The 16,284-nt window shown below is 36.6% G+C and carries 12 protein-coding genes; all 12 read right to left on the bottom strand.

Going from position 1 to position 16,284, the window contains the following annotated elements; all coding sequences use genetic code 11:
* Window positions 1-7: 7 nt before the first annotated feature.
* The 12 genes from ACYPXO_RS06060 to ACYPXO_RS06005 all read right to left on the bottom strand — a co-directional run bounded on the left by ACYPXO_RS06060 (window position 8) and on the right by ACYPXO_RS06005 (window position 16,115).
* Window positions 8-2,110: a transglutaminase-like domain-containing protein gene (locus tag ACYPXO_RS06060; RefSeq protein WP_459639724.1), complete on the bottom strand. Its 2,103-nt coding sequence runs from the start codon at window positions 2,108-2,110 to the stop codon at window positions 8-10.
* Window positions 2,111-2,122: 12 nt separating this feature from the next.
* Complete coding sequence (locus ACYPXO_RS06055; RefSeq protein WP_459639723.1) at window positions 2,123-3,076, bottom strand: DUF58 domain-containing protein; 954 nt, start codon at window positions 3,074-3,076, stop codon at window positions 2,123-2,125.
* A gap of 137 nt (window positions 3,077-3,213) precedes the next feature.
* On the bottom strand, window positions 3,214-4,170 hold the full coding sequence (locus ACYPXO_RS06050) for an AAA family ATPase (RefSeq protein ID WP_459639722.1): 957 nt from the start codon (window positions 4,168-4,170) through the stop codon (window positions 3,214-3,216).
* An 89-nt stretch (window positions 4,171-4,259) separates the two neighbouring features.
* Complete coding sequence (locus ACYPXO_RS06045) at window positions 4,260-5,948, bottom strand: phosphoenolpyruvate carboxykinase (ATP) (RefSeq protein WP_459639721.1); 1,689 nt, start codon at window positions 5,946-5,948, stop codon at window positions 4,260-4,262.
* Window positions 5,949-6,215: 267 nt separating this feature from the next.
* Window positions 6,216-7,529 carry a Na+/H+ antiporter NhaC family protein gene (locus ACYPXO_RS06040; RefSeq protein ID WP_459639720.1) on the bottom strand — a complete coding sequence of 438 codons (1,314 nt, stop codon included), beginning with the start codon at window positions 7,527-7,529 and terminating at the stop codon, window positions 6,216-6,218.
* Window positions 7,530-7,665: 136 nt separating this feature from the next.
* Window positions 7,666-8,463 carry a TrmB family transcriptional regulator gene (locus ACYPXO_RS06035; RefSeq protein ID WP_459639719.1) on the bottom strand — a complete coding sequence of 266 codons (798 nt, stop codon included), beginning with the start codon at window positions 8,461-8,463 and terminating at the stop codon, window positions 7,666-7,668.
* Complete coding sequence (gene ilvD, locus ACYPXO_RS06030; protein ID WP_459639718.1) at window positions 8,457-10,103, bottom strand: dihydroxy-acid dehydratase; 1,647 nt, start codon at window positions 10,101-10,103, stop codon at window positions 8,457-8,459. The genes ACYPXO_RS06035 and ilvD overlap by 7 nt, the downstream gene beginning before the upstream one ends.
* A gap of 20 nt (window positions 10,104-10,123) precedes the next feature.
* Window positions 10,124-11,113 (bottom strand): ornithine cyclodeaminase family protein, encoded by a 990-nt coding sequence (locus tag ACYPXO_RS06025; protein ID WP_459639717.1) that lies wholly within the window; start codon window positions 11,111-11,113, stop codon window positions 10,124-10,126.
* 86 nt (window positions 11,114-11,199) lie between these two features.
* Window positions 11,200-13,122, bottom strand: coding sequence for a SpaA isopeptide-forming pilin-related protein (locus ACYPXO_RS06020; protein ID WP_459639716.1), 1,923 nt, complete (start codon window positions 13,120-13,122; stop codon window positions 11,200-11,202).
* 229 nt (window positions 13,123-13,351) lie between these two features.
* The gene (locus ACYPXO_RS06015) at window positions 13,352-14,347 is read right to left on the bottom strand and encodes a glycosyltransferase (protein WP_459639715.1); all 996 of its coding nucleotides are present in this window, start codon (window positions 14,345-14,347) and stop codon (window positions 13,352-13,354) included.
* Complete coding sequence (locus tag ACYPXO_RS06010) at window positions 14,304-15,509, bottom strand: glycosyltransferase (RefSeq protein ID WP_459639714.1); 1,206 nt, start codon at window positions 15,507-15,509, stop codon at window positions 14,304-14,306. Before ACYPXO_RS06010 ends, ACYPXO_RS06015 begins: the two co-directional genes overlap by 44 nt.
* 12 nt (window positions 15,510-15,521) lie before the next feature.
* Window positions 15,522-16,115: a TVP38/TMEM64 family protein gene (locus tag ACYPXO_RS06005; RefSeq protein ID WP_459639713.1), complete on the bottom strand. Its 594-nt coding sequence runs from the start codon at window positions 16,113-16,115 to the stop codon at window positions 15,522-15,524.
* Window positions 16,116-16,284: the final 169 nt, after the last annotated feature.

The raw sequence follows: 16,284 nt of genomic DNA, 5'->3' as shown, positions 1-16,284 counted from the left end.
AAATCATCTATTTCTCTTTTTCAAGTGCTAAAAATATCCTTTTCAAAAGTAAATAATCTTCCTTTTTTAACTGCTCTTTTCCGTAATTTGCACGGTATACAATATCCAACATTTTCTCTCCCATCTCGTTTGAAATTTCCGGATATACACTACATATCTTCCCCAAAAATTCTTGATTTAATTCCTCTTTTCCGGATATCTTCTTACGCAAAAGTTTATTGTAAATCTGATGGAAGAGTTCCTGAATTTCTTCATTATATCCCACTGCTCTCTTTTTCCTCTTTTTTTTCTTTTTTAAGAAATATACTGTCACGCTTCCACCCACAACTGTAACTCCTGCCACAACTCCTGCTGTAATCATGAACAAATTTGTATGTTCTTTTTTCTTTTCTTCCTTTTTCTTCTCCGGTTTTTGTTTAGCAGGTTTTTCCTGCCGAGGTGAATCTTTAGGCGTTTCTGATATAAAATTATCCGATTCTTCATTGAATCGCTCTTCCTCTATCGGTTTTTCAACTTTTGCATACCCCGGAGTTGTTTCCACCGGAAGCCAACCTTCTCCCCAATGATATGCTTCCATCCATGCATGAGCATTTCTTCCTGTAACAACTGCCGTATATTTTCCGTTTTTTTGTTTTTTAAATTCTCCCGCTTCAATCATATACCCCGAAACGTATCTCGCAGGAATCCCTTTTATTCGGAAAAATAACGTGGCAACTGTTGCATAATGTGTACAATATCCTTTTCTATTTTCAAAAAAGAAATATTCCGCAAAATCTCTGTTCCCCGGTGTTTTTCCCGGATGTAGTGAATATTCTGTTTGCCTCCTAAGCAGTTCTGATACTTCTTCCGTAATCGTTTCTATATCTGTTCCGGATATAGATTTTTCCGCCTCTCCCGAAAAGTTCTCCATCACTTCCCTGCTGACTGTTGTATATCTATTGATAAAACTGTTTCCATAAATTTCCTCAATTTTTGCCCTCTCACTTGAATTTGGAAATGTTTCCAATATATTATACGGATAATACTGATATATCCGTTTATCACTTAATGTTCTGCTTCTTCCCCCGTATAGTGAACTTCCATATGGCTGATAATCATACTCTTTGTTTGCATCAATGTACTCAATTTCTATTGTATCTGAAAGCGAACTATACTCTTTGTCATTTGCCATGATACTATAAAACATCCCTGTATCTTCATATCCACTTATCTCTTCCCATTCATGTCCTGTATACGTTTCCCCGATAAATCCCATTAAATACATTCTATCTTTCGGTTTTTCCCCGACTGTCACTTTTAAATGTATTTTATTATCCTGCTCTAACCTGTCAACTCTGCCCAATTCCCCTCCGTTTACTCCTCCCACTCCCGTCTTTTCCGAGAAGAACTCTGCCTGTTTATTTTCCCAAAACTCTATAAGGCTTGGCTTATATCTTTTTGTATAGTTCACGCTTTTTTGGATTGTCGGTTGAAACAACATTCCACCTATCATAACTGAGAAAATCCCAATTATAATTCCTAAATATATGACTGTTTTTCTGTCCTTTTCCTCAATTCCTTTTCTCTTTGAAAATCCTGCCGTTACCAAAAGAACGCCTACACATACAAGTGTCTTTGCATCCGGCTCTTTTCCCGCCATAAACGGTATAAAAAAAGTAATAAAACTAATCGCTAACACGCCGAGTGACCTTTTTATTCTGACAATCGCAAGAACAATTACACCTGACACTAAAATCAGTAAACATAACAGCCCTGCTGTAAATTTCTGATTTTCATACACATTAACGATTTCTCCATTACTCATATAATTTTCCATATGTACTGCAATGATTTTTCCAATACGTTTTACTTCTTTGAAAACACCATCTTTCTGCCGGAAAAAGAGTATACTTTCTGCCAAAACTATTCCTCCACCAAGAAATATTCCTCCATAATGTTCCCTTTTTGACAGCATATACAGAATAATAGAAAGAATTACTACACATATATATATTTCTACTTTATCATATGATATGTAAAATGTTTCCGTCACGGAAAACAAAATCCCCAACTGTGCAATGACTATATAAATCATCTGTATTATTTCTTCCCAAATCCTTGTCTTTTTCATGTTTCTCCCATATTAAACGATGATTTCCATTGTTTCAAAAAATTGTTCTAACCCTTGATTAATTTGTAACCTTTCTTGTTGATTTATCTGTAGTTCCAATGTATTTGTAAAAATAATCTTAGTTGAATATACAGCATTCCTATACTGATAACGGTAACGTTCCTCCATATCTGACTCAAGCAAATCTACCTGTATTTCCAAAAACTCAGGAATAAACTGATAAAAACTTTCTTCATCTTTTATAAGTCTTCTTTGAATAAACGGCTCACCTTTCTTTTGCCACGCAATGTAATGAGAACATTTTTCATAAAGCATCGCTACAGATAAAGAAGCGACCCCCTGTAAAAACAGCGAAATGTTCTCCTTTTTACCATACTCCACTTTTCCACCTTCTAACAGAACAAGCACACCTGCTCCTAACGGATAACTGTACTCTTTAACATATAAATCATTCTGTTTTGCACTGACTTTCCAATGTACTTTTTGCATACGGTCACCATTTCTGTACTCTCTGATTTCATAAATTTCCGTATTATCATCCCCACTTCTGTCTTTTGCATACTCTTCACTCTCAATGGGGAACCATTTCGTCTTATGACTTATAGTTAAGTTCACCGGAAACGGTTTAGGCATAATTAAAATTTTTTCCTGTTCTTTTATTGTCTTTTGAAAAGAAAATCCTCCCCACCAATCTGAAACGGTTATTTTTTCCAACTCAATTTCCATCTTTCCACATTTTTGCACGGAAATATTTTTAGTAATTTTTTCTTTCTTTTTGCCACCCGCATATATTTTCCATATCTGTTTTATCTTCTTTTTCTCCCCCGCGTATCTGATAAATAGTTTTGCCCTAACTACTGTCGGAAAAACGCTTATATTCTCTACTTCCACAGAAAGAGGAATATCCTCCCCCTGCTCTACAAGTTCTCTTTTCACTGTCATCTGTGCCTTTATTTTAAATCTCACAAAGCAACTCTCCAAAAGACAAAAAAATAGAAATACCAATTCCGCCGAAAGAACTAACGCTCCTTCTTTCCAATCGTATAATATATTCAGATATACAGTTATCCCCATTATTACAAAATAGATTATTTTTTCATTCTCTATTTCCCCATTTTTCTTTTCGGTGTAGGTTCTTCCACCTTCTTCAAAATCTCCTCTATAATGTCATCTATCTTTACATGATTGATTCTTGCTTTAGAATTTAACTGGATACGATGTCTTGAAACACTATAAAACATTTCTTTTACATCACTCGGAATACAGTATTCTCTCCCCGACAAATACGCTGCCGACTTCGTCATTTTCGCAAGTGCAATCGTTCCCCTTGGACTTATTCCTACCTCAATCAGCGGATGATTTCTTGTCATTGTAATAAGTTCGGCAATATATTCATAAATCACATCATGTATATAAACATTTCCTACTTCCTCCTGAATAGAAATCAACATTTCCGTACTGATAACCGGCTGTACATATTCCAATAAACCTCCCGTCTGATTTCCTTTCATAATTTCAATTTCATGATGAATTTCAGGATAACCTATCGTCATGGAAATATAAAAACGATCCAACTGCGATTCCGGAAGCATCTGTGTACCCGCAGAACCAATCGGATTTTCCGTAGCGATAACAACAAAAGGTTTTGGCACTTCCCTTCTCACTTTATCAATAGTAACAGTTCCTTCCTCCATCACTTCAAGAAGTGCTGACTGTGTTTTTGGAGAAGTTCTGTTAATTTCATCTGCCAAAAGCAGATTACACATAACTGCTCCCTCCTGATAGCAAAATTCTCCCGTATACTTATCATACATAGAAAATCCCGTAATATCCGCAAGTAGCACATCGGGCGTAAACTGTATACGATGCCAATTCATTCCCATACTTCTCGCAAATGCCAGTGCCAGCGTTGTCTTCCCCACACCCGGAATATCTTCAATCAGAATATGTCCTCCCGCTAAAATCCCTGCCATAACTTTTCTGATGCACTCATCTTTTCCGATAACAGCCTTTTTTACTTCTTCCATAATATTTTGGACAATTTTCATATATTTTGCCATATCAACTTCCCTTTACTTGTCTATTTTTGTTTTATTATAGCATAAAAAATAGAATGTGCGATGCACATTCTATTTTTTATCAATCTTTATTAAACTTCTTCAACTAATTTCTGAAGTGCTTCTAATGCTTCATCAGGAAGTTTATCATATCCGTCTTTCTTTGTAGCAAATCCTTCTACTGCACTTACACGATTCTGCATAGCGTTCTTTAACTGTACTTTATAATCTTCATCATTTAAGTCAGGAACAAATCCTTCCCATTCCATGATTTCGATATCTTCAAAGTTACCCCACTGTTTAAATTCTGCTTTACCTTCTACAATTGTTTCCAAAATTCCTAAAGTATCTTTTGGCTGAACTTTTTTGCCCATGAAATCACCTGTGTTGATGATATAGCAATCTACATTCTTTTCTTCAACTAATTTTTTGAATTTTTCGTAGTCATTTACTAATGGGTATGTTCTAAATGGGTTTGCATAAGGAACGATACGAAGAGCATTTAAGTCTGTTCCTGCTGCAACACGTTCTGCTGTAGATGTTTTTGTTGCAAGTGTTGCACCCATAACGGATGCCAAAGCAGCACCTTTTAATTTTACTACAGGTGGAATTGTAGGGTCTTTCATAATCCAGAAAATAGCATTTACAGGAGCATCGATCTTATCTACACGGTTTGGTGACCATAATTTAGATTTCAATGCACGTCCGTTACCATTTCTAATATCTTCTGTTACTAACTGAACTTTTCCGTCTTCATCTAATGTTGCTGAACAGTTCTGTGCTGATAATAAGTACTGGTTATCTGGGCATCCTGTTGGATAATCTGCTGTTTTATCAAAATATGTAGGCTCTAACGCTACAGATGCACAAGTATCTGTGTTGATAATAAATGCATCATCATGAAGAACCGTGATAGGATATTTTCCATCATGTTTAGCATGAGTTAATGTTGATTTACCTGATCCTGATAAACCAAATACAGATGCTACATATTTAGATCCGTCAGGTAATGTATATTCTTTCTGTCCACCGTGACATGAAGCATATCCGTTTCTGTTTGCAATTGCCCATGCCATAGTAAGTGTTCCTTTTTTATGTTCTCCGAAGTATCTCATTCCAAGAATACAAGCACAGTTTTCCGCTGTGTCAAAATAACATAATGTAAGAGGGTCGCTTAAGCAACTGTAGTCAACATCAGGTCTTTCCTGTGGAATCCATTGTGGGTCAGAGAAAATGTAAATATCCGGTTCTTTTCCGTCGCCGACTGCTTTTGAATTTTTATACATTTTTACATATTCATCAGACATGTACTGGAAGTTCAACATCCAGTTATACATAATGTTTTCTTCTCCTTCAGGAATAAGTAGATGCGCTTTTACCATAAATTCAGGATCAAGACCAACATAAACTTCTGCATGATACATTGTTTTCCAACGTGATTCATAAACAGCGTCCATTGTTACTTTGTCAAGTTTTGCTGCATCAACACCCGGTTCACCTTTAATACGGCGTGCTGCTGCATAACGTCCTGTTACTGCTCCATCGTTAAATAAAAGAACTTTTGCATCTTTATCAAGACCAAATTCTTCTCCTCTATATACTGGCATATCTGTCACAATTGTTCCCGGTGAATTTTTTGCTAATTCATATGCCTCTCTTAATGTGCTGACTTTTACTACGTTGTTTCCATAAAATGCTGCTTCGATGATAGAACGGGTTTTAGAAAAACCTGTTTTTCCCGCACCGATTTCGCTAAGTGGATAATAAGCTTTTGTTGACATATTATGTTCCTCCTTGAAATTCCAAATTTGTTTTATTATCTCATTTTTACTGTAAAAAGTCAATATTTTATCTGAAAGTTTATTATTTTTACGCTTCATTTATAAGTTATAAAATGCACTAATTGAATATAAAATTAAACAAAATGCAAGATTTAGTTGTGAATCTTGCATTTTGTATGGTTTTTCATCATTTTTTCTTTGTTTTTTCATATGCAAAAACATTTTTTTGCAATTCATTTGTTAAAAATTTCACTAACAGTTTTTTTGTTATTTATTTCCTTTTTCTCTGCGGAATAAAATAAATAAAACTGCACTTATCGCCATTAAAAACGGATAGTATAAATACGGCATAATCGCAAATGGTGTAAGTCCCGTTAATGTTGCCGCCGAAAGAAGTTGAGCGCCATATGGAATTATCCCCTGCCCCACAGAAGTGAATATATCAAGTAGGGATGCAGAACGTTTCGGACTGATCTGATATTCATCACAGATTTCTTTTGCTATCGGTCCTGTCATTACAATGGCCACAGTATTATTTGCCGTGCAGGCATCAACCAGAAGCGCCAATCCGGCAATACCGAGTTCTCCTCCTCTTCTGCCCTTAATACGCCCTTTTATCACATTTAAAATAAACTGTATTCCGCCATATTCTTTTACAAGGGATACAATACAAGCAACTACAATAGAAATAATAGTGATGTCATACATTCCCGTCACTCCGCCAATCGTCCTGTCACCTATCGTTCCTCCTCCGATAGCAATAAAAATATCTCCCAAAGCAATACTTCCCGTTGCCACTCCGACAATAAGAGAAAGTACTGATCCGCTAATTAAAACGACAAATACATTTATTCCTATCAATGCACCGATAAGTACTACAATATATGGAAGTATCTGCCAGATATTATATGGAAGTTCCTGCGTCATCGTAAAGTTTCCGTTTCTTGTCATAAGAAAGAAAATAATAATTGTAATAATTGCTGCCGGAAGTACAATAAAAAAGTTTGCCTTAAACTTATCCTTCATCTCACATCCCTGTGTCTTGACCGCCGCAATAGTTGTATCCGAAATCATGGAAAGATTATCCCCGAACATCGCACCACATACTACCGCACCTATACATACCGCCATTGGAAATCCTGTCTTTTCACTAATTCCAACCGCAATCGGCGCTAATGCCGCAATCGTCCCCATGGATGTTCCCATTGACACGGAAATAAAGCATCCGATTACAAATAATCCCACTACCGCAACATTTGAAGGCAGAATGGATAATCCAAAATTCACCGTACTGTCTGCTCCCCCTGCTGCCGTAACTGCTCCTGAAAATCCTCCCGCACATAGAAAAATCAGACTCATTGTGATAATATTCTCATCCCCCACCCCTTTGGAAATCACCTTCAATTTTTCTCCGAATGACAGATTTTTATTTTGCAAAAAAGCAACGAGCAGTGCAATTAAAAATGCTACAATAGCAGGCATTGTATAGAAATCTCCCGTAACTATACCTGCTCCAAGAAAAATAACTAAAAATACTCCGATTGGAAGTAATGCAATCGCTCTTCCCTTGTTTTTTTCCATATCCTTTACCCTCCTTATTCTCTTATGTAAAAATTATACGCACTATCCTAATTCATACCCGCATAAAAAGTCAAGATATTTTCATAATAGAAAAGAAACTTTAATCATACTTCCGTACAACTAAAGTTTCTTTTCCCTAAAAAATATCTCTGATTTTAATATAATCTTTTCCGAATTCTTCCTGCATTTCTTCTTTGAATTTTCCTGCATTTTTATAGAAATACATATCATGCCGCACACATTCCGCAGACATTGCTATCATTGGTTTTGACTTTGTCCAAATGACCTCAGCGACTGTTTCATTTACAATTTGTCCGAAAATCACTTCTTTTTCATCAGAAACGAGCGTAATAAATCTTCCTCCCATTTCCTTTCTCTTTTCTGAAAGCATACCGTGTCTGCTATAGTGCTTAAACGGTATGGACGAATTTTCATCTTCACTAAAGTATACAATTCCAAGCCGTACATCTTTTTCTTCTAATTCCTTTAATTCTTTCTCTACCTGCGGTAAATCTTCTTCCCATATTTGAATAAGAAGTTCTTCTTCCGTATGCTGAATAATATTTCTGCATTTTGCAAATACATTTTTATATTCCCTAATATGCCATATATACTCTAAATCTGTGGAAGTTTCGTATTCTTTTAACTGTAAAGTCAATTCTTCTAACGTGTCCTTCATTTCCTTTTGTATTCTCTCAGACACTTCTTCTATCGGAACTGCCAAATACTGATTTGTTCCCTCTCCTTCTGTAAATCGGACAAATCCCTTTGTCACTAATGTTTCCAAAATATTATATATTTTAGAACGCGGTACTCCTGATACTTTGCTTACTTCATATCCGGACGAACTTCCGTAGCGAAGCAAAGATAAATATGCCTTGCTTTCCGCCTCTGTCAGACCGATTTTATTTAACAATGGAATTACATTTACCAAGGTTGCATTGCACCGCCCTCTTCTGCCGGACGGCAGTTTCTTGCAAATAAGTTCAAACAACCTTTCTGTTCTTTTAACGGAGGACATACCCATTTTTCTCTTCGTGTCGCTAATTCTTCATCTGATACACACAATGTTGCTTCTCCATTAATTGTGTCCAAAATAATTTCATCTCCATCTTCCACAAGAGCAATCACTCCTCCGTCATAAGCTTCAGGAGAAACGTGTCCTACAATTGCCCCGTAATTAAATCCTGAAAATCTTGCATCCGTAATAAGACCTACACTTGTATGTAAGCCCAAACCAATAAGAGCATCAATACTTAACATAAGTTCTTTCATTCCCGGTGCGCCTTTACATCCTTCATAACGGATAACAATAATATCTCCGGCAACAATCTTACCGCTTTCAATCGCTTCAAACGCCATTCTGTCACCATCAAATACCTTTGCTTTCCCTTTAATATATTTAACTTCTTTCGGAACACCTGTAGGTCTTACGATTGCACCGTTTGGTGCAATATTTCCACGAAGAACTTTTAATCCCGGTTCATTAAATAACGGTTTTTCCAGACTATGAATCACTTCATTTGGTTTTGCAGTCAATTGACTTAAAAATTCTCCTAATGTAATTCCTGTCATCATCGGAACATCTTTATATAATTTAGATTCAAGCATTTTTAATACATTTGGAACTCCGCCCGCATAATGAAAATCTACAACTGTATACGGACCGCTCGGAATAACCGCATTTATGCATGGAATTTCTTTTGCATATTTTTCAAAGTCTTCTAATGTAATATCAAGTCCCAATTCATATGCCATTGTTAAAATATGTAAAACCGCATTTGTGGAACCTGCCACTGCCATATCAAACATAATTGCATTTAATAATACTTCTTTCGTAATTAAATCTGACGGTTTTCTTCCTGATTTCACTAATTCTACCGCATATTTCCCTGCCATTCTCGCCTGACGAAGTTTCTTATTATCAGATGCAGGAACTGTTGCTGTTCCTGGCATAACAAGGTTAAATACTTCACCCAACATCTGCATTGTATTTGCTGTTCCCATAGACGGACACGCACCAAAAGATGGGCATACTGCTTCTTCCAGTTCATCTAAATATTCTTCACCTGCTCCCGAAAATCTCGCCACATCCAAATCTGCTTCTACAATCGCTTTTCCACAGTGATGTCCCGGCTGCATAGAGCCTCCCGTAACAACCATCGATGGAATGTCAAGTCTTGCTGCCGCAAGATAGCATCCCGCAATAATGTTATCACATGACGCAATCATGACTAAACCATCAAAGTTGTGTACTTTTGTAACAAATTCTACAGACATGGCAACGATATCTCTTCCTACCTGTTCATATTTTAATTCTTCTGCACCGTTTGCAATATTTCCGCAAGTAGCAGGAATACCAAATTCCACAGGAACTCCGCCGGCTTCCCAGATACCCTGTTTTACCGCTTCTGCAATCTGTCTTAAATGTGCGCTTCCCGGAGAACCCTCCATAAATGAATTTGGTACTCCAATATGTGGCTTTTTACGAATATCTTCATCTGAATATCCTGCCGCTTTCATCATTACTCGTCTATGTGCTGCCTCTGCACCATTCCAATATGCCTGACTCATTTTTTCTTCCTCCTTATGTATTATGAATTCCACTCTGTTCCGATTTTCTGCTCAACCGCTTTATCATAAATGCGTTTTGCCGTTACAAGATCCTGTGTTCCGATTCCTACCGTTTTAAAGACAATGATTTCTTCCTCTGATTCTCGTCCAACTACTTTTCCAAGAAGAACATCTCCTAAATCTCCTGTGAAATCCTCTTTTGTAATCAATCCCTCTGCAAGAGGGATAAGAATATCTCCCGCTTCCGATAAAACCGCTTCCTCCGAATCAAAATAAATTTTTCCTGCTCTCTGCAAAATAACAGAATCCATTTCCTGCATATGTGGCTGATAAGAGCCGACACAACTTACCGTTGCTCCTGCTTTTACTTTATTTCCGTCAAATACAGGTTTAGACGAAGGTGTAACTGTTACGATCATATCTGCATCTTCAATCGCTTCGTCCGAACTTGCCGCCGCAATAATTTTGGTACCATATGAAGCAAGTTCCTCATTCATTCTTGCTACAAATTCTTCTGTTCTCTGCTGATTAATATCATAAACTTTTACTTCTTCTAATTCTCTTATTGCAAGCATTGCTTCCAACTGCGTAGCAGCCTGCCCGCCTGTTCCGATTAATGCACCTTTTTTCGCTGTCTGATTTGCCAACACATCAAACGCTGCTCCTGATGCCGCTCCCGTACGAAGTTGTGTTACATATGTACCGTCCAATACAGAAATAACAACTCCTGTTGTTCCGTCAATCAACAATACCTGTGCCGGTGTTGTCGGAAGCCCTTTCTCTATATTATTCGGAAATACATTTACAATCTTAATCGCTGAACATTCCAAATCTTCCACATAAGAAGGCATAAATAAAAATGCTCCTTCATGTTTAGGCGCTCCTATATTTGTTCGGAGAGGCACAACACTTTTTCCCTCAGAAAAAAGAGTAAATGCTTCTTTATCTGCCTCGATAGCATCCTGCATTGTAAATACTTTTTGAATATCTTTCTTTGAAAGCAATAACATATTCTTCCTCCTCTTTGAATTAGTAGTTCCTTTTGGTAACTATTATAAAGTTTCCGTTATTGCTTTGTCAATCATCTTACAACAGATTATTCTTTTTTCTTTCTGTATAAACGGTATCCGTTTAATAAAACCGACGCAGATAAAAGGAAAAATACTATATATGTCCCTATTTTACCGTTATCTCCCGTTTTCACTTCTTCGATTTTTTCTTCTTTTTGATTTTCTACGGAAAGATACTCCGTAAAGACAGGGATTTTCTCTCCCCTAGATTTCAGATGTACTTCATGATATTTTTTCGGAAGTATATACCCTTTCGGTGCTTTAACTTCTTTTATAAGATATGTTCCAAGATACAGTTCTTTGCTTTCGGCAATACCGTCTTTTGTTTCTATTTTTTCAATAATTTCTCCTTTTTCTGCCAACAGACTACCGTCTGCTGCTTTTATATCTTCTTTCACACTTATTTCAAAAACAGCTCCGTCCAATAACCTCTTCGTATCGTTATCCTTTTTTTCAATCCTAATTTTCCCTTTGATAGCCTGATTTTCCAAAGTATACGTCAAAATTATATTTTCCTGTTCAACAACAATGTCAAACGGCTCTATTGGAATATAGCCTTCAGGATATTTTGTTTCTTCTATTGTATATGTTCCATAGACAAGCGCCCCTCTTTTGCTGCCTTTCTTCTTTGTCGTTGCTATTCCACTTTCATCAGTTTTAATAATTATCTTTTCACCGGTTGTCTTATTTGTCAGTGTAAATTCCACATTCGGCATTGGTTTACCCTCGCTAACCTTTTTAATTTCCACATCACCTCGAATAATATATTCTTTAGAATGTACTCTTGCATACAGTGTATTTTCTTCTGAAGGAAGCGTAACCTTATGTACAGTTGTATCTATATTGTAACCTGTCGGCGCTTTAATTTCACGCACATAGTATGTTCCCGCCGGCAACTCTTTTGAAAATGCACGCCCTTTCTCATTAATTTCTAATATCTGTATTCTCTCTTTTTCTGCCGTTAAAAGTTCGTATTCCGTTCCTGCAAAAGTGATGTCTGTCAGTTGTGTTTCCGCATCCGTTTTATTAATTTCAATCCGCCCTTTTTCTGTTTTCGCCTTTAAATACCCTTTCGCAAAACCTTTCACACCTTGCGGATTATATGCAACTGCTTTCTGATATTCCGCTCCTTCCGCCCCGTAAATCAAATATGGGCGTGTACCACTTAATTCATCTGTCCGCTTAACTTCAATTATCTGTTCTTTTGCAAAATCTTTTTCACTAAACAGACAATATTCCTTCTTTTCCTGATTGACACATTCCATTTTTAATGAAGAATTTCCTGGAATCTGCAATTTACAATCCACCTTATCTTCATCAGTCAGAATGATTTCATAACGACTTTTTTGCGTATTCCATGTCAACATATGACTTTTCGTATCATCCTTTTTATCACTCAAAAAACTTGGTAGTTTTCCCATCTCGCTTATTTTTCGATTCAACTCATCGTAAAATGCCAAACCATCGGACGCATTTTTCAAAGATTGGCTGTACTCCTCCATTGCTTTTCGCGCTTTTGGCGTTCCATGTACTCCCTCTACAATATTCCAAACTGTTACCTGTGTCGCTCCATATTGGGCTTTCTGTTTGTTTGTCGGGGTGTCTGTCATCAACTGATACCCAAACTCAAGCGCTGCTTTCAGTTGTTCATTCTGCTTTTCCGATAATTCCTGCAACGGTTTATTTACCGGAAGTTTCTTGCCAAAATCCATACAGTATCCGACCCGTTGGGAATTTCCATTCTTCACAAAAAACATAACCCCATATGTTCCTCTGCTTTCTTTACCATACTGGGTAATTTTATACCGACTTGTCGTAATTCTTATCATTTTAGGAATAGTTACATTTCCTTTCTCCTGTGCATAAACAACTTTTCTGTATGTCGGAAAGGAAATTAAGACACACACCAATAATACTATACTTATTGCTTCTTTTTTTACTTTTTTCACCAAATAAAAACCTCCCTGTTTATATATTTTTTACTTTTAACTCAAATAAATAAACTAAACCTCCTTTCTGAAATATAATTGTTCTCGCTTTGAATACTTGGGAAGATTATCCCTCTGAATATTTGATATGTAATTAGACGAGTAAATAAATCATATGCTACATTTTTACATTTGTCAATAGGATTTCCCCGCTTTCCTTAATATTTGCGGAGAAACCCTATAATCTTTTTTAGACAAGTTGTTCATAATATCGGTTTAATTTTTTTGCCTGACAGTTTACATCTCTTTCCAACGCCCTTTTCCTGCCATTCCACGTCAAAACCGGAATGCGTTTTTCTAAAATATCTTTTATCAAAGAAGAAAATTCCTCGTTTGTTTTACCCTTATACACATCTTTTCTATTTTCCAGCCAATTCTCATATACAGGAATATCTCTTAACAACACTGGAATTTCTGACGATAACGCCTCCAGTACAACAATCCCTTCTGTTTCCTCGTAAGACGGAAAGAAAAACAAATCACAACTGCTGTAGGCATCAATTAATTCTTCTTTCGACACATATCCCGCAAAAATAAGATTTGGCAGTTCTCTGTGTATAGCCTTTCTCACTTTAGACGGAATCTGAATATCCGGAGTGTAACCAAACCAAATAAATTTGTACTCCGGCATCTGTTCCGCCAATTCCACAAAATCTAAAATACCTTTTCTTTCAAAATAAAGCCCCACCGACATAATCACTTTATCATTTTGCCTTAAACCGTACTTTTTTCGGAAGTCTTCTCGCACAAGCATATTTTTCTGAAAAAGTTCCGTATCTACTCCATTTGAAATAGCGTAAATCGGATTTTGTATTCCATAGCCTTTCAGCAAACTCTTTGAATATTCTGTCGGCGTTAAAATAATATCTCCTAACTGATAGCATTTCATTATCCATCTCTTAAAAAAAGGAGCAGCCAAATTTGAGCCGATAAAGGAATTTCGGAAATCTTCTTTGGTGGAATGTGCGTGATACACTACTTTTTTTCCTTCTTTTTTTGCACGCTTGGCTATTTTATAATCGCTTGGAAATATCGTATTGATATGCACTACATCATAGTCCTCCTCACTGTTTTCCGTCACTTCAACACCGTTTGCAAGAAGAGCCTCTTTTTGCATAGACATTGCTTTTCCGACACCACTTTTAGATACGACTTGCTGATTTTTCGCATAAAGTAATACTTTCATATTGTTCCAAACCTCCTTTTATCATTTCTTCTTTGTAAATTCCTTCCACGGCTTTCCCGAACAGATTTGTGTTATATTTTTCTGCAACTTTTTTACTGTGCTGTCCTGCCTGCCCAATCCACTCTTCATCCGCCACATAAGTTCTGACATATTTGGCAAATCGGTAAATATCCTGATAAGAAAAACCATTTCCACCTTCCTCAAGTACACCATACAGGCAGGCATCTTTTCTACAAATAAGCGGAAGTCCGCTGGCTGCCGCCTCAATATAAGTAAGTCCTTGAGTTTCGCTTGTAGATGCACAAACAAACACATCTCCAAGGTGATAATATGTCTGTACATCTTTAGGATTAACCATTCCCGCAAAGCGAACATACTCTCTTAACTTTAATTCATCTGTCAGTTTTTCCAAACTTTCTCTCGCCGGTCCTCCCCCTACAATTAAAAGTTTTATATTACTCTGCATTTTTATAATTTCTTTCATCCCGTATAAAAGTTCATCAATCCGTTTTTCAAATCCGAGCCTTCCTAAACTCAATAAAACTTTATCTTCTTTTTCAATGCCATATCCTTCTTTCAACTGTTCTACCATCTTTTCATTTATAGGGCTTTTAAATTTTTCAAGACAAATTCCTGTCGGTACAATACGAATATTCTTTGTCACCCCATACTGCCGTAAAGTCTGCTCTACCTTTTTTGTCGGTGCGATAATTAAATCTGTATCTTTCAACCTCATTTTCATCCATTTCCCAAGAGCCGCCCTTCCAAGTCTTTTTCCAATCGGAATGTATTCCGTATACTGTTCATATAACGTATGATATGTATGCACAATCCTTGCATTTGTTGCCTTTGCAATTCTTTTTGCAAATCCATAACTGAAAAATTCACATTGGCTGTGAATAATATCCGGTTTCCACTCAATCAATTCTTCCACAAAAGCAGATGCTTTTGAAACCGGAACACGCACCTCCGGATAAATATGCGACGGCACTGATTTAATATAATACGCATTCTCTTCCCGATAAGAATATATATTTTGTGAAACCGCCAATATTTTCACTTCATGTCCCTTTTCTTTTAACTCACTCTCTAAATTTAAAATGGATGTCACTACGCCGTTAATTGTCGGTTTAAATAAATCTGTAGTAATCAATACTCTCATATCTCTTCCTCCTTACGCAATAAATCTTTCTATCCAACTGCCCGCATAAACCAATGCCATACTGTACATTGCAATAGATAGTGGTTTCCCAAGCAAAATAATTGTTGTAAATCGTTTCCATGTCATCTTTGTCAGTCCTGCAATAAGACAAAGCACATCGTCAGGGGCACACGGAAAGAAAATCGCCAATGCAAAAAACTTGTCAAATTTCTTTCCTTTTTCCAGCCAGCCTGCATATTTTTCATATGTTTCTTCTTTAACAAAATATTTTACAAAGCAAGTTCCGTATCTTCTTGCCAGATAGAAATTAATCAACGAACCTGCCACAATTCCGATATAATTGTAAAGAAGACCTCCCCAAGCGCCAAAAATAACTACGCCTACACCACAGGTGATTCCTCCCGGCACAATCGGTATGACAACTTGTATCATCTGGATAAGAATAAATAAAATCGGTCCCCACACTCCACTTTTTCCTACAAGTATTTCCAACCGTTCTCTATCTGTTAAAATCCCCGTACGCATTCCATATAAAACAAATGCAATAATAGAAATCAAACTAATCGCTGTAATTATATTTAAAATTCGTTTTGTTTTCGTTTTCATTTTTCCATCCTCCGTTTCTATTGATATTTTACCAACTTAACGTTAAGGCTTTTTAATGGCTTATTTAAGAAATATTGAATCTTTCCGCCAAATTCTTAAGATTTTTAAAAGAAGGCAAAAAAATAGAAAAGACAGTATAAACTATCTTTTCTCAGACTGTAGACAAAGT

The organism is Faecalimonas canis (genome assembly GCF_054601575.1).
The sequence above is the reverse complement of the archived record's forward strand: the minus strand, read 5'-3'. Positions and strand labels throughout refer to the sequence as shown.

Bases quoted from the DNA above. Each gene is read 5' to 3' on its own strand.
- ACYPXO_RS06060 (WP_459639724.1), bottom strand. From the start codon at position 2,110: ATGAAAAAGACAAGGATTTGGGAAGAAATAATACAGATGATTTATATA.
- ACYPXO_RS06050 (WP_459639722.1), bottom strand. From the start codon at position 4,170: ATGGCAAAATATATGAAAATTGTCCAAAATATTATGGAAGAAGTAAAA.
- ACYPXO_RS06045 (WP_459639721.1), bottom strand. From the start codon at position 5,948: ATGTCAACAAAAGCTTATTATCCACTTAGCGAAATCGGTGCGGGAAAA.
- ACYPXO_RS06040 (WP_459639720.1), bottom strand. From the start codon at position 7,529: ATGGAAAAAAACAAGGGAAGAGCGATTGCATTACTTCCAATCGGAGTA.
- ilvD (WP_459639718.1), bottom strand. From the start codon at position 10,103: ATGAGTCAGGCATATTGGAATGGTGCAGAGGCAGCACATAGACGAGTA.
- ACYPXO_RS06025 (WP_459639717.1), bottom strand. From the start codon at position 11,113: ATGTTATTGCTTTCAAAGAAAGATATTCAAAAAGTATTTACAATGCAG.
- ACYPXO_RS06015 (WP_459639715.1), bottom strand. From the start codon at position 14,347: ATGAAAGTATTACTTTATGCGAAAAATCAGCAAGTCGTATCTAAAAGT.
- ACYPXO_RS06010 (WP_459639714.1), bottom strand. From the start codon at position 15,509: ATGAGAGTATTGATTACTACAGATTTATTTAAACCGACAATTAACGGC.
- ACYPXO_RS06005 (WP_459639713.1), bottom strand. From the start codon at position 16,115: ATGAAAACGAAAACAAAACGAATTTTAAATATAATTACAGCGATTAGT.